At 51.6% G+C, this 16,217-nt stretch carries 15 protein-coding genes; 12 read left to right on the top strand and 3 right to left on the bottom strand.

Annotated elements, in window-relative coordinates; all coding sequences use genetic code 11:
• Positions 1 to 2: 2 nt before the first annotated feature.
• The 3 genes from leuB to leuL all read right to left on the bottom strand — a co-directional run bounded on the left by leuB (position 3) and on the right by leuL (position 2,842).
• Entirely contained in the window at positions 3 to 1,094 is a 1,092-nt protein-coding gene (gene leuB / locus AACS80_RS03140) for a 3-isopropylmalate dehydrogenase (RefSeq protein WP_135409464.1), read from the bottom strand.
• On the bottom strand, positions 1,094 to 2,665 hold the full coding sequence (leuA, locus tag AACS80_RS03135) for a 2-isopropylmalate synthase (RefSeq protein WP_097291249.1): 1,572 nt from the start codon (positions 2,663 to 2,665) through the stop codon (positions 1,094 to 1,096). The genes leuB and leuA overlap by 1 nt, the downstream gene beginning before the upstream one ends.
• A 90-nt stretch (positions 2,666 to 2,755) precedes the next feature.
• Positions 2,756 to 2,842, bottom strand: coding sequence for a leu operon leader peptide (gene leuL / locus AACS80_RS03130; protein ID WP_001300467.1), 87 nt, complete (start codon positions 2,840 to 2,842; stop codon positions 2,756 to 2,758).
• 659 nt (positions 2,843 to 3,501) lie between these two features.
• Here leuL and leuO point away from each other — a divergent pair.
• The 12 genes from leuO to mraY all read left to right on the top strand — a co-directional run bounded on the left by leuO (position 3,502) and on the right by mraY (position 16,216).
• Positions 3,502 to 4,446: a transcriptional regulator LeuO gene (gene leuO / locus AACS80_RS03125; RefSeq protein ID WP_130204908.1), complete on the top strand. Its 945-nt coding sequence runs from the start codon at positions 3,502 to 3,504 to the stop codon at positions 4,444 to 4,446.
• A gap of 317 nt (positions 4,447 to 4,763) precedes the next feature.
• Positions 4,764 to 6,488, top strand: coding sequence for an acetolactate synthase 3 large subunit (gene ilvI, locus AACS80_RS03120; RefSeq protein WP_130204910.1), 1,725 nt, complete (start codon positions 4,764 to 4,766; stop codon positions 6,486 to 6,488).
• 2 nt (positions 6,489 to 6,490) lie between these two features.
• Complete coding sequence (gene ilvN / locus AACS80_RS03115) at positions 6,491 to 6,982, top strand: acetolactate synthase small subunit (protein WP_001252744.1); 492 nt, start codon at positions 6,491 to 6,493, stop codon at positions 6,980 to 6,982.
• Positions 6,983 to 6,993: 11 nt separating this feature from the next.
• The gene (locus tag AACS80_RS03110) at positions 6,994 to 7,080 is read left to right on the top strand and encodes a hypothetical protein (protein ID WP_032160836.1); all 87 of its coding nucleotides are present in this window, start codon (positions 6,994 to 6,996) and stop codon (positions 7,078 to 7,080) included.
• Positions 7,081 to 7,161: 81 nt separating this feature from the next.
• Positions 7,162 to 8,166: a catabolite repressor/activator gene (cra, locus tag AACS80_RS03105; protein WP_064525210.1), complete on the top strand. Its 1,005-nt coding sequence runs from the start codon at positions 7,162 to 7,164 to the stop codon at positions 8,164 to 8,166.
• A 599-nt stretch (positions 8,167 to 8,765) separates the two neighbouring features.
• Positions 8,766 to 9,224 (top strand): division/cell wall cluster transcriptional repressor MraZ, encoded by a 459-nt coding sequence (gene mraZ, locus AACS80_RS03100; RefSeq protein WP_064525207.1) that lies wholly within the window; start codon positions 8,766 to 8,768, stop codon positions 9,222 to 9,224.
• Between the two features lies 1 nt (position 9,225).
• A complete protein-coding gene (rsmH, locus tag AACS80_RS03095) occupies positions 9,226 to 10,167 on the top strand; it encodes a 16S rRNA (cytosine(1402)-N(4))-methyltransferase RsmH (RefSeq protein WP_130259630.1) in 942 nt (313 codons plus the stop codon).
• Complete coding sequence (gene ftsL, locus AACS80_RS03090; RefSeq protein ID WP_000625658.1) at positions 10,164 to 10,529, top strand: cell division protein FtsL; 366 nt, start codon at positions 10,164 to 10,166, stop codon at positions 10,527 to 10,529. The genes rsmH and ftsL overlap by 4 nt, the downstream gene beginning before the upstream one ends.
• 15 nt (positions 10,530 to 10,544) lie before the next feature.
• Positions 10,545 to 12,311 (top strand): peptidoglycan glycosyltransferase FtsI, encoded by a 1,767-nt coding sequence (ftsI, locus tag AACS80_RS03085; RefSeq protein WP_000642222.1) that lies wholly within the window; start codon positions 10,545 to 10,547, stop codon positions 12,309 to 12,311.
• Positions 12,298 to 13,785, top strand: coding sequence for a UDP-N-acetylmuramoyl-L-alanyl-D-glutamate--2,6-diaminopimelate ligase (murE, locus tag AACS80_RS03080; protein WP_135409465.1), 1,488 nt, complete (start codon positions 12,298 to 12,300; stop codon positions 13,783 to 13,785). The genes ftsI and murE overlap by 14 nt, the downstream gene beginning before the upstream one ends.
• Positions 13,782 to 15,140, top strand: a complete 1,359-nt coding sequence (murF, locus tag AACS80_RS03075) for a UDP-N-acetylmuramoyl-tripeptide--D-alanyl-D-alanine ligase (protein ID WP_135409466.1) — start codon at positions 13,782 to 13,784, stop codon at positions 15,138 to 15,140. The genes murE and murF overlap by 4 nt, the downstream gene beginning before the upstream one ends.
• A complete protein-coding gene (gene mraY / locus AACS80_RS03070; protein WP_094337176.1) occupies positions 15,134 to 16,216 on the top strand; it encodes a phospho-N-acetylmuramoyl-pentapeptide-transferase in 1,083 nt (360 codons plus the stop codon). Before murF ends, mraY begins: the two co-directional genes overlap by 7 nt.
• Position 16,217: the final 1 nt, after the last annotated feature.

The following is a 16,217-nucleotide window of genomic DNA, read 5'->3' as shown; positions in this document are numbered from 1 at the left end:
GATTACACCCCTTCTGCCACATAGCGGGCAATGATATCGCCCATTTCATCGGTACTAACGGCGGCAGCGCCACGGGCTAAATCCCCGGTGCGAATGCCTTCTTCTAATGCGCGGTTAATGGCGCGTTCAATGGCGCAAGCCGCATCATCGGCATCCAGGCTGTAGCGCAGCAGCAGCGCCAGCGACAGAATTTGCGCAATCGGGTTGGCGATGTTTTTGCCTGCGATATCTGGTGCCGAGCCGCCCGCCGGTTCATACAGACCAAAACCTTGCTCGTTCAGGCTAGCGGAAGGCAACATCCCCATCGAGCCAGTGATCATCGCACACTCATCAGACAGAATGTCGCCAAACAGGTTGGAGCACAGCAGAACGTCAAACTGTGATGGATCTTTAATCAGCTGCATGGTGGCGTTGTCGATGTACATATGCGCCAGTTCGACATCCGGATATTCAATGGCGATCTCATTAACAATTTCCCGCCATAAAATAGAGGATTGCAGCACATTGGCTTTGTCGATTGAGGTGACTTTGCGATGACGCTTGCGGGCAGATTCAAACGCGATACGGGCGATACGTTCGATCTCAAAACGGTGATACACCTCGGTATCAAACGCTTTTTCATATTGTCCGCTGCCTTCACGGCCTTTTGGCTGACCGAAATAGATGCCGCCGGTCAGTTCGCGCACGCACAGGATGTCGAAGCCGTTAGCGGCAATGTCAGCGCGCAGGGGGCAGAACGCTTCCAGCCCCTGATACAGTTTTGCCGGACGCAGATTGCTGAATAATTTGAAGTGCTTACGCAAAGGCAACAGCGCGCCGCGTTCTGGTTGCTGGTCTGGTGGTAAATGTTCCCACTTCGGGCCGCCTACCGAGCCAAACAGCACGGCATCGGCTTGCTCGCAACCTTCAACCGTCGCAGGCGGCAGCGGCTGTCCGTGGTTATCAATGGCTGCACCACCTACATCGTAATGGCTGGTGGTGATGCGCATCGCAAAGCGGTTGCGCACGGCATCCAGCACTTTCAGCGCCTGGGTCATCACTTCCGGCCCGATCCCATCTCCGGGCAAAACGGCAATATGGTAATTCTTCGACATCACACGGTTTCCTTGTTGTTTTCGTTGTGTTGAGCTTTGCGTTGCAACTCTTTTTCGACTTCTGCGGCGCGCCAGATATTGTTCAGTACGTGCACCATGGCTTTGGCGGAGGACTCGACAATATCGGTGGCCAGGCCGACGCCGTGGAAGCGGCGACCATTGTAGTTGGCGACGATATCCACCTGACCCAGCGCATCTTTACCGTGACCTTTGGCGGTCAGGCTGTATTTCACCAGTTCGACGTTATAGTCAGTGATACGGTTAATGGCCTGATAGACGGCATCGACCGGACCGTTACCGTTGGCGGCTTCCGCTTTGACTTCTTCGCCACAGACCAGTTTGACGGCGGCAGTGGCGATATCGTTAGAACCAGACTGCACGCTGAAGTAATCCAGACGGAAATGCTCCGGCTCTTCTTGCTGCTTACCGATAAAGGCCAGCGCTTCCAGGTCATAATCAAACACCTGACCTTTTTTATCTGCCAGCTTCAGGAAGGCGTCGTACAGATTGTCTAAATTATATTCACTTTCTTTATATCCCATCTCATCCATGCGGTGTTTCACTGCCGCACGGCCTGAACGAGAGGTCAGATTCAGCTGGATTTGGTTCAGACCAATAGATTCTGGTGTCATGATTTCGTAGTTTTCGCGGTTTTTCAGCACGCCATCCTGGTGGATACCGGAGGAGTGTGCGAACGCGCCGCTACCAACAATGGCTTTGTTTGCCGGGATTGGCATATTGCAAATCTGGCTAACTAACTGACTGGTGCGCCATATCTCCTGGTGATTAATGGCGGTGTGGACGTTGAGGATATCCTTACGAACTTTGATCGCCATGATCACTTCTTCCAGCGAACAGTTTCCGGCGCGTTCGCCGATCCCGTTCATTGCGCCTTCTACCTGCCGCGCTCCGGCATGTACCGCCGCCAGTGAGTTACCTACTGCCAGGCCTAAATCGTCGTGGGTGTGTACGGAAATAATGGCTTTGTCGATGTTAGGCACGCGTTCATACAGGCCGCTGATGATTCCGGCGAACTCAAACGGCATGGTGTAGCCCACGGTGTCCGGAATGTTGATGGTGGTGGCACCGGCGTTAATCGCCGCTTCGACCACTCGCGCCAGATCGGCAATCGGGGTACGCCCGGCATCTTCGCAAGAAAATTCAACGTCATCGGTGTAATTACGGGCGCGCTTCACCATATAGATAGCGCGTTCGATCACTTCATCCAGCGTGCTGCGCAGCTTGGTGGCGATGTGCATTGGGGAGGTAGCAATAAAGGTATGAATACGGAAGGCTTCGGCGACTTTCAGAGATTCAGCCGCCACATCGATATCTTTTTCCACGCAGCGAGCTAACGCGCATACGCGGCTATTTTTGACCTGGCGGGCGATGGTTTGCACCGATTCAAAATCGCCCGGCGAAGAGACGGGGAAACCAACTTCCATTACGTCAACACCCATACGCTCAAGGGCCAGCGCAATTTGCAGTTTTTCTTTCGCACTCAGACTTGCCTGTAACGCCTGTTCACCGTCGCGTAATGTGGTATCGAAAATAATAACTTGCTGGCTCATGGTTTAGGTCCTTGTCTCTTTTAGAGCGCCTCGCTTCGGGCATAAAAAAACCCGCGCAATGGCGCGGGTTGTTTTTGACTGCGTGCTGGCTTAATGCTGGATGCCGCTCACTCGTCTACCGCGCAAAGAAGATGCGTTTAGTAGTAGTAGACCGATAAAGCGAACGATGTGAGTCATTAAATCAGCTCCAGATGAATGCGATATGCTTTTAGAGTTACTGGATACAAAAACGGATGTCAACCCTGTAGTAAGAAAAGCGGCTTTTCAGCGGTAATTTTGCATGTATCAAATTAGCTAATTGTGCTGTGTATACATAAACCAACAATATTAATTTCTGTCAGCCAGATCACACTTTTCATTAATTGACATACTTCAGCATAATTTATTGCATTTAATCAATAAGTGATATGCATATAGATAGTATCAATTACCTAACCCATCCTGATGATTTTTCTGTAATTATTTATTTGATGAATGTTTAATTATTGGTGAGGCTTATATTATTGATAAGTTAATAAGGAAGATATGGGCGATTAATATATAAATTTTTAATTAAAGTGGCGATTTTATACATATCATGGATGATTGAGCATTCATGGTGATTATGATTATATTGTTTGTGTGACAAAAACATTATAGATAATCATGCTGTGGTGGATGACTCTCTGCGCGGCGGTGGGTTTTGTTTTAAACAGAACTCTTATCTTTATGTTTTCCTAATTTTACTCATTTTCCTTTTTCTTATTTTATATGTATGGTAAATCATATTTTTCAGGATTATTTTTTTCTGCATTCCGGTAAGGAAAAGGGAGTTAAGTGTGACAGTGGAGTTAAGTATGCCAGAGGTAAAAACAGATCATCCAGAACCAGCAGATTTTAGTAAGCCACAGCTGCGCATGGTCGATCTAAACTTATTAACTGTTTTCGATGCCGTGATGCAGGAGCAGAATATTACTCGTGCCGCTCATGTTCTGGGAATGTCGCAACCTGCGGTCAGTAACGCTGTTGCACGCCTGAAAGTGATGTTTAATGACGAGTTGTTTGTTCGTTATGGTCGTGGTATCCAACCGACTGCCCGCGCATTTCAGCTTTTTGGCTCTGTGCGCCAGGCGCTGCAATTAGTGCAAAACGAATTACCGGGTTCAGGTTTTGAGCCTGCCAGTAGCGAGCGGGTATTCCATCTCTGTGTTTGCAGCCCGTTAGACAGCATTCTGACCTCGCAGATTTATAATCACATTGAGCAGATTGCGCCAAATATACATGTTATGTTCAAGTCTTCATTAAATCAGAACACTGAACATCAGTTGCGCTATCAGGAAACGGAGTTCGTTATAAGTTATGAAGATTTCCACCGCCCTGAATTTACCAGTGTGCCGTTATTTAAAGATGAAATGGTGCTGGTAGCCAGTAAGAACCATCCGCATATTAAAGGTCCATTACTGAAACATGATGTTTATAACGAACAACATGCGGCGGTTTCGCTCGATCGTTTCGCCTCATTTAGTCAACCGTGGTACGACACAGTAGATAAGCAAGCCAGTATTGCTTATCAGGGCATGGCAATGATGAGCGTCCTTAGCGTGGTGTCGCAAACTCACCTGGTCGCTATTGCGCCTCGTTGGCTGGCTGAAGAGTTCGCCGAATCTTTAGAATTACAGATATTACCGCTGCCGTTAAAACAGAATAGCAGAACCTGTTATCTCTCCTGGCATGAGGCTGCCGGGCGCGATAAAGGCCATCAGTGGATGGAAGAGCAATTAGTCTCTATATGTAAACGCTAAACAAAAGCAGAATAAATCAGGCATTCCTTTCTGGTTTATTCTGCTTTTTTTATTAAATGTAGAATTTTGTTCTAAATGCATGTGCGCCAGATTTCATGAAAAATTAAAAAAATAGAGAAATTGCTGTAAGTAGCCGAATCTAGCCAATTTATTATCAATTTACGCCTTCATTCTGGAGTATTTTATCGTTTCTTTTCTCCTTTCCTCCTGTTTATTCTTATTTCTTCACGTTTGTGACTCTGTCTGCCAATTGCTTAAGCAAGATCGGACGGTTAATGTGTTTTACACATTTTTTCCGCCAAACAGTGAGGCAGGCCATGGAGATGTTGTCTGGAGCCGAGATGGTCGTCCGATCGCTTATCGATCAGGGCGTTAAACAAGTATTCGGTTATCCCGGAGGCGCGGTCCTTGATATTTACGATGCATTGCATACCGTGGGGGGTATCGATCACGTATTAGTTCGTCATGAGCAAGCGGCTGTGCATATGGCCGATGGCCTGGCACGTGCAACCGGGGAAGTGGGGGTCGTGCTGGTGACGTCGGGTCCTGGGGCGACTAACGCGATTACCGGTATCGCTACTGCTTATATGGACTCCATTCCCTTGGTTGTCCTTTCTGGTCAGGTAGCGACCTCGCTGATAGGCTACGATGCCTTTCAGGAGTGCGACATGGTGGGAATTTCCCGCCCGGTGGTAAAACACAGTTTCCTGGTTAAGCAAACGGAAGATATTCCTCAGGTGCTGAAAAAAGCATTCTGGCTGGCGGCAAGTGGTCGTCCTGGGCCAGTGGTGGTTGATTTACCGAAAGATATTCTTAATCCGGCGAACAAATTACCCTACGTCTGGCCGGAGTCGGTCAGTATGCGCTCTTATAACCCGACCACACTGGGTCATAAGGGGCAGATTAAACGCGCATTGCAGACACTGGCGGCAGCGAAAAAACCGGTAGTTTACGTTGGCGGCGGCGCCGTGACTGCGAGTTGTCATCAACAACTCAAACAGATTATTGAGCAGCTTAATCTTCCCGTCGTCTCTTCATTAATGGGGCTGGGGGCGTTTCCGGCAACGCATCGTCAGGCGCTGGGGATGCTGGGAATGCACGGCACCTACGAAGCCAATATGACCATGCATAATGCCGATGTTATTTTTGCGGTCGGCGTGCGCTTTGACGATCGCACCACTAACAATCTGGCCAAGTACTGCCCGAATGCAACGGTTTTACATATTGATATCGATCCTACGTCGATCTCAAAAACCGTTACCGCCGACATTCCGATCGTTGGTGACGCGCGGTTGGTGCTGGATCAAATGCTGGAGTTGCTGGCACAAGAAACGGCTCACCAACCGTTGGATGAAATTCGTGACTGGTGGCAACAGATTGAACAGTGGCGCGCTCGCCAGTGCCTTAAATACGACACTCAGAGCGAAAAGATTAAACCGCAAGCGGTGATCGAGACACTCTGGCGGCTAACGAAAGGTGATGCATATGTCACGTCCGACGTCGGGCAGCACCAGATGTTCGCCGCGCTTTATTATCCTTTCGATAAACCGCGCCGCTGGATCAATTCCGGTGGCCTCGGCACTATGGGCTTTGGTTTGCCTGCGGCGCTGGGTGTCAAAATGGCATTGCCAGAAGAAACCGTGGTCTGTGTCACTGGCGACGGCAGCATTCAGATGAACATTCAGGAACTGTCTACCGCTTTGCAATATGAACTGCCGGTGCTGGTGGTGAACCTCAATAACCGCTATCTGGGGATGGTGAAGCAGTGGCAGGACATGATCTATTCCGGCCGCCATTCACAATCTTATATGCAGTCGCTACCGGATTTCGTTCGTCTGGCGGAAGCCTATGGCCATGTTGGGATCCAGATCTCTCATCCGCAAGAGCTGGAAAACAAACTTAGCGAGGCACTGGAACAGGTCCGCAATAATCGCCTGGTGTTTGTTGATGTCACTGTTGATGGCAGCGAGCACGTCTACCCGATGCAGATTCGTGGCGGCGGAATGGATGAAATGTGGTTAAGCAAAACGGAGAGAACCTGATTATGCGCCGGATATTATCCGTATTACTCGAAAATGAATCAGGCGCGTTATCCCGCGTGATCGGCCTCTTTTCCCAACGGGGCTATAACATTGAAAGCCTGACCGTTGCGCCAACCGACGATCCGACATTATCGCGTATGACTATCCAGACCGTGGGCGATGAAAAAGTGTTGGAGCAGATTGAAAAGCAATTACACAAGCTGGTCGATGTGCTGCGTGTTAGCGAACTGGGGCAGGGGGCGCATGTTGAGCGGGAAATCATGCTGGTGAAAATTCAGGCCAGTGGCTATGGACGTGACGAAGTGAAGCGCAATACGGAAATATTCCGTGGGCAAATCATTGATGTCACGCCATCGCTTTATACCGTTCAATTGGCGGGAACCAGCGATAAGCTTGATGCATTTTTAGCATCGATTCGCGATGTGGCGAAAATTGTGGAGGTCGCTCGTTCCGGCGTAGTAGGACTTTCGCGCGGCGATAAAATAATGCGTTGAGAATGATCTCAATGCGCAATTTACAGCCCAACATGTCACGTTGGGCTTTTTTTGCGAATTCAGTGGGAACCTGGAATAAAAGCAGTTGCCGCAGTTAATTTTCTGCGCTTAGATGTTAATGAATTTAACCCATGCCAGTACAATGGGTATGGTTTTTACATTTTACTCAAGGGGCAATTGTGAAACTGGATGAAATCGCTCGGCTGGCGGGAGTGTCGCGGACCACTGCAAGCTATGTTATTAACGGCAAAGCGAAGCAATACCGTGTGAGCGACAAAACCGTTGAAAAAGTCATGGCAGTGGTGCGTGAGCACAATTACCACCCAAATGCCGTGGCTGCTGGGCTTCGTGCTGGACGCACACGTTCGATTGGTCTTGTGATCCCCGATCTGGAGAACACAAGTTACACCCGTATCGCTAATTATCTTGAACGTCAGGCGCGGCAACGGGGTTATCAACTACTGATTGCTTGTTCCGAAGATCAGCCAGACAACGAAATGCGCTGTATTGAGCATCTTTTGCAGCGTCAGGTCGATGCCATCATTGTTTCGACGTCGCTGCCGCCGGAGCATCCTTTTTATCAACGCTGGGCTAACGACCCGTTCCCGATCGTCGCGCTGGACCGCGCCCTCGATCGTGAACACTTCACCAGCGTTGTGGGTGCCGACCAGGATGATGCAGAAATGCTGGCCGAAGAGTTACGTAAGTTTCCTGCTGAGACGGTGCTTTATCTTGGCGCGTTGCCGGAGCTTTCTGTCAGCTTCCTGCGCGAGCAGGGTTTCCGTACCGCCTGGAAAGATGATCCACGCGAAGTGCATTTCCTTTATGCCAACAGTTATGAGCGGGAAACCGCTGCCCAGTTATTCGAAAAATGGCTGGAAACGCATCCGATGCCGCAGGCGCTGTTCACCACCTCATTTGCGTTGTTGCAAGGCGTTATGGATGTCACGCTGCGCCGCGATGGCAAACTGCCTTCTGATTTGGCAATTGCGACCTTTGGTGACAACGAATTGCTCGACTTCTTACAGTGTCCGGTACTGGCGGTAGCCCAGCGTCATCGCGATGTTGCGGAACGCGTACTGGAGATTGTGCTCGCCAGTCTGGACGAACCGCGCAAACCAAAACCAGGCTTAACACGCATTAAACGTAATCTCTATCGTCGTGGTGTACTAAGCCGTAGATAAACATTACGAAAAGATGCGCCAGTGGATTTTACCTCTGGCGCATTGAGTACGTAATTGGACATCGATATCCATAATGTAAATAAGACTATTCTGGACAATTATCCATAAGCCCTCCTGAATATCCTGCCAATTAACTCCATTCGCTGCGTTGAATGATAATTAACTCGTAACGGTAGATTGCAATTGCATTATTTTGTTACAAGCAAATCGGCAATTGCCGATTAAACAAACACTTTTCTAAACTTTTGTTCAAAGTCGCTGGCATCAGGCATGGCGCACGTGCAACAGGGACTGTTATCCGGGGGAGATATGTCCTAAAATGCCGCTCGCGTCGCAAACTGACACTTTATATTTCCATTAAGGAAAATTGAGTCGTTTTTAAAACGGTAATGATGAATGGGATTTTTTCTTACAACTATTCATGACGTTAATTTGCTTCGTTTGTTGGGCGATTTTTAAACAATGCAGATATTAGCCGTAAACATTGGGTTTTTTGCTTCGGTAAGGAATGTTCCTGGCTTGACAAGCTTTTCCTCCGCTCCGTAAACTCCTTTTAGTGGGAATTTGTGGGATAAAGTGGTAATCGGGGGGAGACTGGCATGTTCCGGGGAGCAACGTTAGTCAATCTCGACAGTAAAGGGCGCTTATCGGTGCCTACCCGTTATCGGGAAGAACTGCTCGGGAGCGCTGCCGGTCAAATGGTGTGTACCATTGACATTCATCACCCGTGCCTGCTGCTTTACCCCCTTCCTGAATGGGAAATTATCGAGCACAAATTATCGCGTCTTTCGAGCATGAACCCTGTTGAACGTCGTGTTCAACGCCTTCTGTTAGGGCATGCCAGTGAGTGTCAGCTGGATAGCGCAGGTCGATTATTAATCGCGCCTGTGTTGCGGCAGCATGCCGGGCTGACGAAAGAAGTGATGCTGGTCGGGCAGTTCAATAAGTTCGAACTGTGGGATGAAACGACCTGGCATCAACAGGTCAGGGAAGATATCGACGCTGAACAGTCTGTTACCGAAAACTTGTCGGAGCGACTGCAGGACTTGTCTCTATAAAATGATGGAAAACTATAAACATACCACGGTACTGCTGGACGAAGCCGTAAATGGCCTCAATATCCGTCCTGACGGTATCTACATTGATGGAACTTTTGGTCGCGGTGGTCACTCACGTCTGATTCTTTCGCAACTTGGCGAAACGGGACGCTTGTTGGCAATCGATCGCGACCCGCAGGCTATTGCTGTCGCGAAGACTATTAATGATCCGCGCTTCTCCATCATTCATGGACCTTTCTCTGCGCTGGGCGAATATGTCGCCGAGCGCGATCTTATCGGCAAGATCGACGGCATTCTGCTCGATCTTGGCGTCTCTTCACCGCAACTCGATGATGCTGAACGCGGTTTTTCCTTTATGCGCGATGGCCCGTTGGACATGCGTATGGACCCGACACGCGGTCAGTCTGCCGCCGAATGGCTACAAACCGCAGAAGAATCCGATATTGCCTGGGTATTAAAAACCTATGGCGAAGAGCGTTTTGCTAAACGTATTGCACGCGCCATTGTCGAGCGTAACCGCGAACAGCCGATGACCCGCACTAAAGAACTGGCAGAAGTCGTTGCTGCCGCAACGCCGGTGAAAGACAAATTCAAACATCCCGCGACCCGTACCTTCCAGGCGGTGCGCATTTGGGTGAACAGTGAACTGGAGGAGATAGAGCAGGCGCTAAAAAGCTCGCTTAACGTGCTGGCCCCAGGCGGGCGGCTTTCGATCATCAGTTTTCATTCGCTGGAAGATCGTATTGTGAAACGCTTTATGCGTGAAAACAGTCGCGGTCCACAAGTTCCGGCAGGGTTACCGATGACTGAAGAGCAGCTCAAAAAACTGGGTGGCCGTCAGTTGCGGGCACTAGGTAAGTTGATGCCGGGCGAAGAAGAGGTGGCTGAGAACCCTCGTGCCCGTAGTTCAGTTCTGCGTATTGCAGAGAGGACGAACGCATGATCAGCAGAGTGACAGAAGCCCTCAGCAAAGTTAAAGGATCGATGGGAAGCCACGAGCGCCATGCCTTGCCTGGCGTTATCGGTGACGATCTTTTGCGGTTTGGGAAGCTGCCGCTCTGCCTGTTCATTTGCATTATTTTGACGGCGGTGACTGTGGTGACCACGGCGCACCATACCCGTTTGCTCACCGCTCAGCGCGAACAACTGGTGCTGGAGCGAGACGCTTTAGACATTGAATGGCGCAACCTCATTCTTGAAGAGAATGCGCTCGGCGACCATAGCCGGGTGGAACGGATCGCCACGGAGAAGCTGCAAATGCAGCATGTTGATCCATCACAAGAAAATATCGTAGTGCAAAAATAAGGATAAACGCGACGCATGAAAGCAGCGGCGAAAACGCAGAAACCAAAACGTCAGGAAGAACATGCCAACTTTATCAGTTGGCGTTTTGCGTTGTTATGCGGCTGTATTTTATTGGCACTGGCTTTCCTGCTGGGGCGCGTTGCCTGGTTGCAGGTAATCTCCCCGGATATGCTGGTGAAAGAGGGCGACATGCGCTCTCTTCGCGTTCAGCAAGTCTCCACCTCCCGCGGCATGATTACCGACCGTTCTGGTCGCCCGTTAGCAGTGAGTGTGCCAGTAAAAGCGATCTGGGCCGACCCGAAAGAAGTGCATGAAGCCGGCGGCATCAGCGTCGGTGACCGCTGGAAGGCGCTGGCTAACGCGCTCAATATTCCGCTGGATCAACTTTCCGCCCGCATTAATGCCAACCCGAAAGGGCGCTTTATCTATCTGGCGCGTCAGGTTAACCCTGACATGGCTGAATACATCAAAAAACTGAAGCTGCCGGGGATTCATCTGCGCGAAGAATCTCGCCGTTACTACCCGTCTGGCGAAGTGACCGCTCACCTCATTGGCTTTACTAACGTCGATAGTCAGGGGATTGAGGGCGTCGAGAAAAGTTTTGATAAATGGCTTACCGGGCAACCGGGCGAACGTATTGTGCGTAAAGACCGCTATGGACGTGTAATCGAAGATATTTCTTCTACCGACAGCCAGGCGGCGCACAACCTGGCGTTGAGTATTGATGAACGCCTGCAGGCGCTGGTTTATCGCGAACTGAACAACGCCGTGGCCTTTAACAAGGCTGAATCCGGCAGCGCCGTGCTGGTGGATGTCAACACCGGCGAAGTGCTGGCGATGGCCAATAGCCCGTCTTACAACCCAAACAATCTGAGTGGCACGCCAAAAGAGGCGATGCGTAACCGTACCATTACCGACGTGTTTGAACCGGGCTCTACTGTCAAACCGATGGTGGTGATGACCGCGTTGCAACGTGGTGTGGTGCGGGAAAACTCGGTGCTTAATACCGTGCCTTATCGAATTAACGGCCACGAAATTAAAGACGTGGCGCGCTATAGCGAATTAACCCTGACCGGGGTATTACAGAAGTCGAGTAACGTCGGTGTTTCCAAGCTGGCGTTAGCGATGCCGTCCTCAGCGTTAGTAGATACTTACTCACGTTTTGGGTTGGGAAAAGCGACCAATTTGGGGTTGGTCGGAGAACGCAGTGGCTTATATCCTCAAAAACAACGGTGGTCTGACATAGAGAGGGCCACCTTCTCTTTCGGCTACGGGCTAATGGTAACACCGTTACAGTTAGCGCGAGTCTACGCAACCATCGGCAGCTATGGTATCTATCGCCCGCTGTCGATTACCAAGGTTGACCCCCCGGTTCCTGGTGAACGTGTCTTCCCGGAATCCATTGTTCGCACCGTGGTGCATATGATGGAAAGCGTGGCGCTACCGGGCGGGGGTGGCGTGAAGGCGGCGATTAAAGGCTATCGTATCGCCATTAAAACCGGTACCGCGAAAAAGGTCGGGCCGGATGGTCGCTACATCAATAAATATATTGCTTATACCGCAGGCGTTGCGCCTGCGAGTCAGCCGCGCTTCGCGCTGGTTGTTGTTATCAACGATCCGCAGGCGGGTAAATACTACGGCGGCGCCGTTTCCGCGCCGGTCTTTGGTGCCATCATGGGCGGCGTATTACGCACCATGAACATCGAACCGGATGCGCTGACAACGGGTGATAAAAACGAATTTGTGATTAATCAAGGCGAGGGGACAGGTGGCAGATCGTAATTTGCGCGACCTTCTTGCTCCGTGGGTGCCAAACGCACCTTCGCGAGCACTGCGAGAGATGACACTCGACAGCCGTGTGGCTGCGTCGGGCGATCTTTTTGTAGCTGTAGTAGGTCATCAGGCGGACGGGCGTCGATATATCCCGCAGGCGATAGCGCAAGGTGTGGCTGCCATTATTGCAGAGGCAAAAGATGAGGCGACCGATGGTGAAATCCGTGAAATGCACGGCGTACCGGTCATCTATCTCAGCCAGCTCAATGAGCGTTTATCAGCGCTGGCGGGCCGCTTTTACCATGAACCCTCTGACAATTTACGTCTCGTGGGCGTAACGGGCACCAACGGCAAAACCACCACCACCCAGCTTCTGGCGCAGTGGAGTCAGTTGCTTGGTGAAACCAGCGCGGTGATGGGTACCGTAGGTAACGGCCTGCTGGGTAAAGTTATTCCGACGGAAAACACGACCGGTTCGGCAGTCGACGTTCAGCATGAGCTGGCGGGGCTGGTGGATCAGGGTGCGACTTTTTGCGCAATGGAAGTTTCCTCCCACGGGCTGGTACAGCACCGTGTGGCGGCATTGAAATTTGCGGCGTCGGTCTTTACCAACTTAAGCCGCGATCACCTTGATTATCACGGTGATATGGAACATTACGAAGCCGCAAAATGGCTGCTTTACTCCGAACATCATTGCGGTCAGGCGATAGTCAACGCCGATGACGAAGTAGGCCGTCGCTGGCTGGCAAAACTGCCGGATGCAGTTGCGGTGTCGATGGAAGACCATATCAATCTGAACTGTCATGGCCGCTGGTTGAAAGCGATCGACGTGAACTATCACGACAGCGGCGCAACCATTCGCTTTAGCTCAAGCTGGGGCGATGGGGAAATTGAAAGTCGCCTGATGGGCGCTTTTAACGTCAGCAACTTGCTGCTCGCGCTGGCGACGCTGCTGGCACTGGGGTATCCGCTGGCTGACCTGCTTAAAACCGCCGCGCGTCTGCAGCCGGTTTGCGGACGTATGGAAGTGTTTACTGCACCGGGCAAACCGACGGTGGTTGTGGATTACGCTCACACCCCGGATGCACTGGAAAAAGCCTTGCAGGCTGCACGTCTTCACTGTGCAGGCAAGCTGTGGTGCGTCTTCGGCTGTGGCGGCGATCGTGATAAAGGCAAGCGTCCACTGATGGGGGCGATTGCTGAAGAGTTTGCCGACGTGGCGGTAGTAACTGACGATAACCCGCGTACCGAAGAACCGCGCGCCATCATCAACGATATTCTGGCGGGAATGTTAGATGCCGGACATGCCAAAGTGATGGAAGGTCGTGCCGAAGCGGTGACTTGCGCCGTTATGCAGGCTAAAGAGAACGATGTGGTGCTGGTCGCGGGCAAAGGCCATGAAGATTACCAGATTGTTGGTAATCAGCGCCTGGACTACTCCGATCGCGTCACGGTGGCGCGTTTGCTGGGGGTGATCGCATGATTAGCGTAACCCTTAGCCAACTTACCGATATTCTCAACGGTGAACTAAAAGGGGCGGATATCACCCTGGATGCCGTAACGACTGACACGCGGAAAGTGACGCCAGGCTGTCTGTTTGTTGCCCTGAAAGGCGAACGTTTCGATGCCCACGATTTTGCCGACCAGGCGAAAGCTGGGGGCGCAGGCGCGCTCCTGGTCAGCCGTCCACTGGATATCGACCTGCCGCAGTTAATCGTTAAAGACACGCGTCTGGCATTTGGTGAACTGGCTGCATGGGTTCGCCAGCAAGTTCCGGCGCGCGTGGTTGCTCTGACCGGTTCCTCCGGTAAAACCTCCGTTAAAGAGATGACTGCGGCGATTTTAAGCCAGTGCGGCAATACGCTTTATACCGCGGGCAATCTCAACAACGACATCGGCGTGCCAATGACGCTGCTGCGCTTAACGCCGGAATACGATTACGCAGTTATTGAACTTGGCGCGAACCATCAGGGCGAAATTGCCTGGACTGTGAGTCTGACTCGCCCGGAAGCGGCGCTGGTCAACAACCTGGCGGCGGCGCATCTGGAAGGTTTCGGCTCGCTTGCAGGTGTCGCGAAAGCGAAAGGCGAAATCTTTACCGGCCTGCCGGAAAACGGTATCGCCATTATGAATGCCGACAACAACGACTGGCTGAACTGGCAGAGCGTAATTGGCTCACGCAAAGTGTGGCGTTTCTCACCGAATGCCGCCAACAGCGATTTCACCGCCACCAATATCCATGTGACTTCGCACGGTACGGAATTTACGCTACAAACCCCAACGGGTAGCGTCGATGTTCTGCTGCCGTTGCCGGGGCGTCACAATATTGCGAATGCGCTGGCAGCCGCCGCGCTCTCCATGTCCGTGGGCGCAACGCTTGATGCTATCAAAGCGGGGCTGGCGAATCTGAAAGCCGTTCCCGGGCGTCTGTTCCCGATTCAACTGGCGGAAAACCAGTTGTTGCTCGACGACTCCTACAACGCCAATGTCGGTTCAATGACCGCAGCAGTCCAGGTACTGGCTGAAATGCCTGGCTACCGCGTGCTGGTGGTGGGCGATATGGCGGAACTGGGCGCTGAAAGCGAAGCCTGCCATGTACAGGTGGGCGAAGCGGCGAAGGCGGCTGGTATTGACCGCGTGTTAAGCGTGGGTAAACAAAGCCATGTTATCAGCACCGCCAGCGGCGTTGGCGAACATTTTGCTGATAAATCCGCGTTAATTGCGCGTCTTAAATCACTGATTGCAGAGCAACAGGTGATTACGATTTTAGTTAAGGGTTCACGTAGTGCCGCCATGGAAGAGGTGGTACGCGCTTTACAGGAGAATGGGACATGCTAGTTTGGCTGGCCGAACATTTGGTCAAATATTATTCCGGCTTTAACGTCTTTTCCTATCTGACGTTTCGCGCCATCGTCAGCCTGCTGACCGCGCTGTTTATCTCATTGTGGATGGGCCCGCGTATGATTGCCCATTTGCAAAAACTCTCCTTTGGTCAGGTCGTTCGTAACGATGGCCCGGAATCGCACTTTAGTAAGCGCGGTACGCCGACCATGGGCGGGATTATGATCCTGACAGCGATTGTGATCTCCGTACTGCTGTGGGCTTATCCCGCTAACCCATATGTCTGGTGCGTACTTGTGGTGCTGGTGGGTTACGGCATCATTGGTTTTGTCGACGACTATCGCAAAGTGGTGCGTAAAGACACCAAGGGCCTGATTGCGCGCTGGAAGTATTTCTGGATGTCGGTGATCGCGCTGGGCGTCGCCTTTGCGCTGTATCTTGCCGGGAAAGACACGCCAGCAACGCAGCTGGTGGTGCCGTTCTTTAAAGATGTGATGCCGCAGCTGGGGCTGTTCTACATCCTGCTGGCTTACTTCGTCATTGTTGGTACCGGTAATGCGGTAAACCTGACCGATGGCCTCGACGGGCTGGCGATTATGCCGACCGTATTTGTCGCCGGTGGTTTTGCGCTGGTGGCGTGGGCAACCGGCAACATGAACTTTGCCAGCTACTTGCATATACCGTATCTGCGGCACGCCGGGGAACTGGTTATTGTCTGCACCGCGATAGTCGGGGCAGGGCTGGGCTTCTTGTGGTTTAACACCTATCCGGCGCAGGTCTTTATGGGCGATGTCGGTTCGCTGGCATTAGGCGGCGCGCTGGGCATTATCGCTGTGCTGCTGCGTCAGGAATTCCTGCTGGTGATTATGGGCGGTGTGTTTGTGGTTGAAACCCTATCGGTTATTTTGCAGGTCGGCTCCTTTAAACTGCGCGGGCAACGTATTTTCCGCATGGCGCCGATTCATCACCACTATGAACTGAAAGGTTGGCCGGAACCGCGCGTCATTGTGCGCTTCTGGATTATTTCGCTGATGCTGGTCCTGATTGGTCTGGCAACGCTGAAGGTACGTTAAT

Source organism: Escherichia sp. E4385, from assembly GCF_963883145.1.
Taxonomy (GTDB): domain Bacteria; phylum Pseudomonadota; class Gammaproteobacteria; order Enterobacterales; family Enterobacteriaceae; genus Escherichia.
Note: the sequence above shows the minus strand (reverse complement) of the source record. Positions and strands in the feature narration are given on the sequence as shown.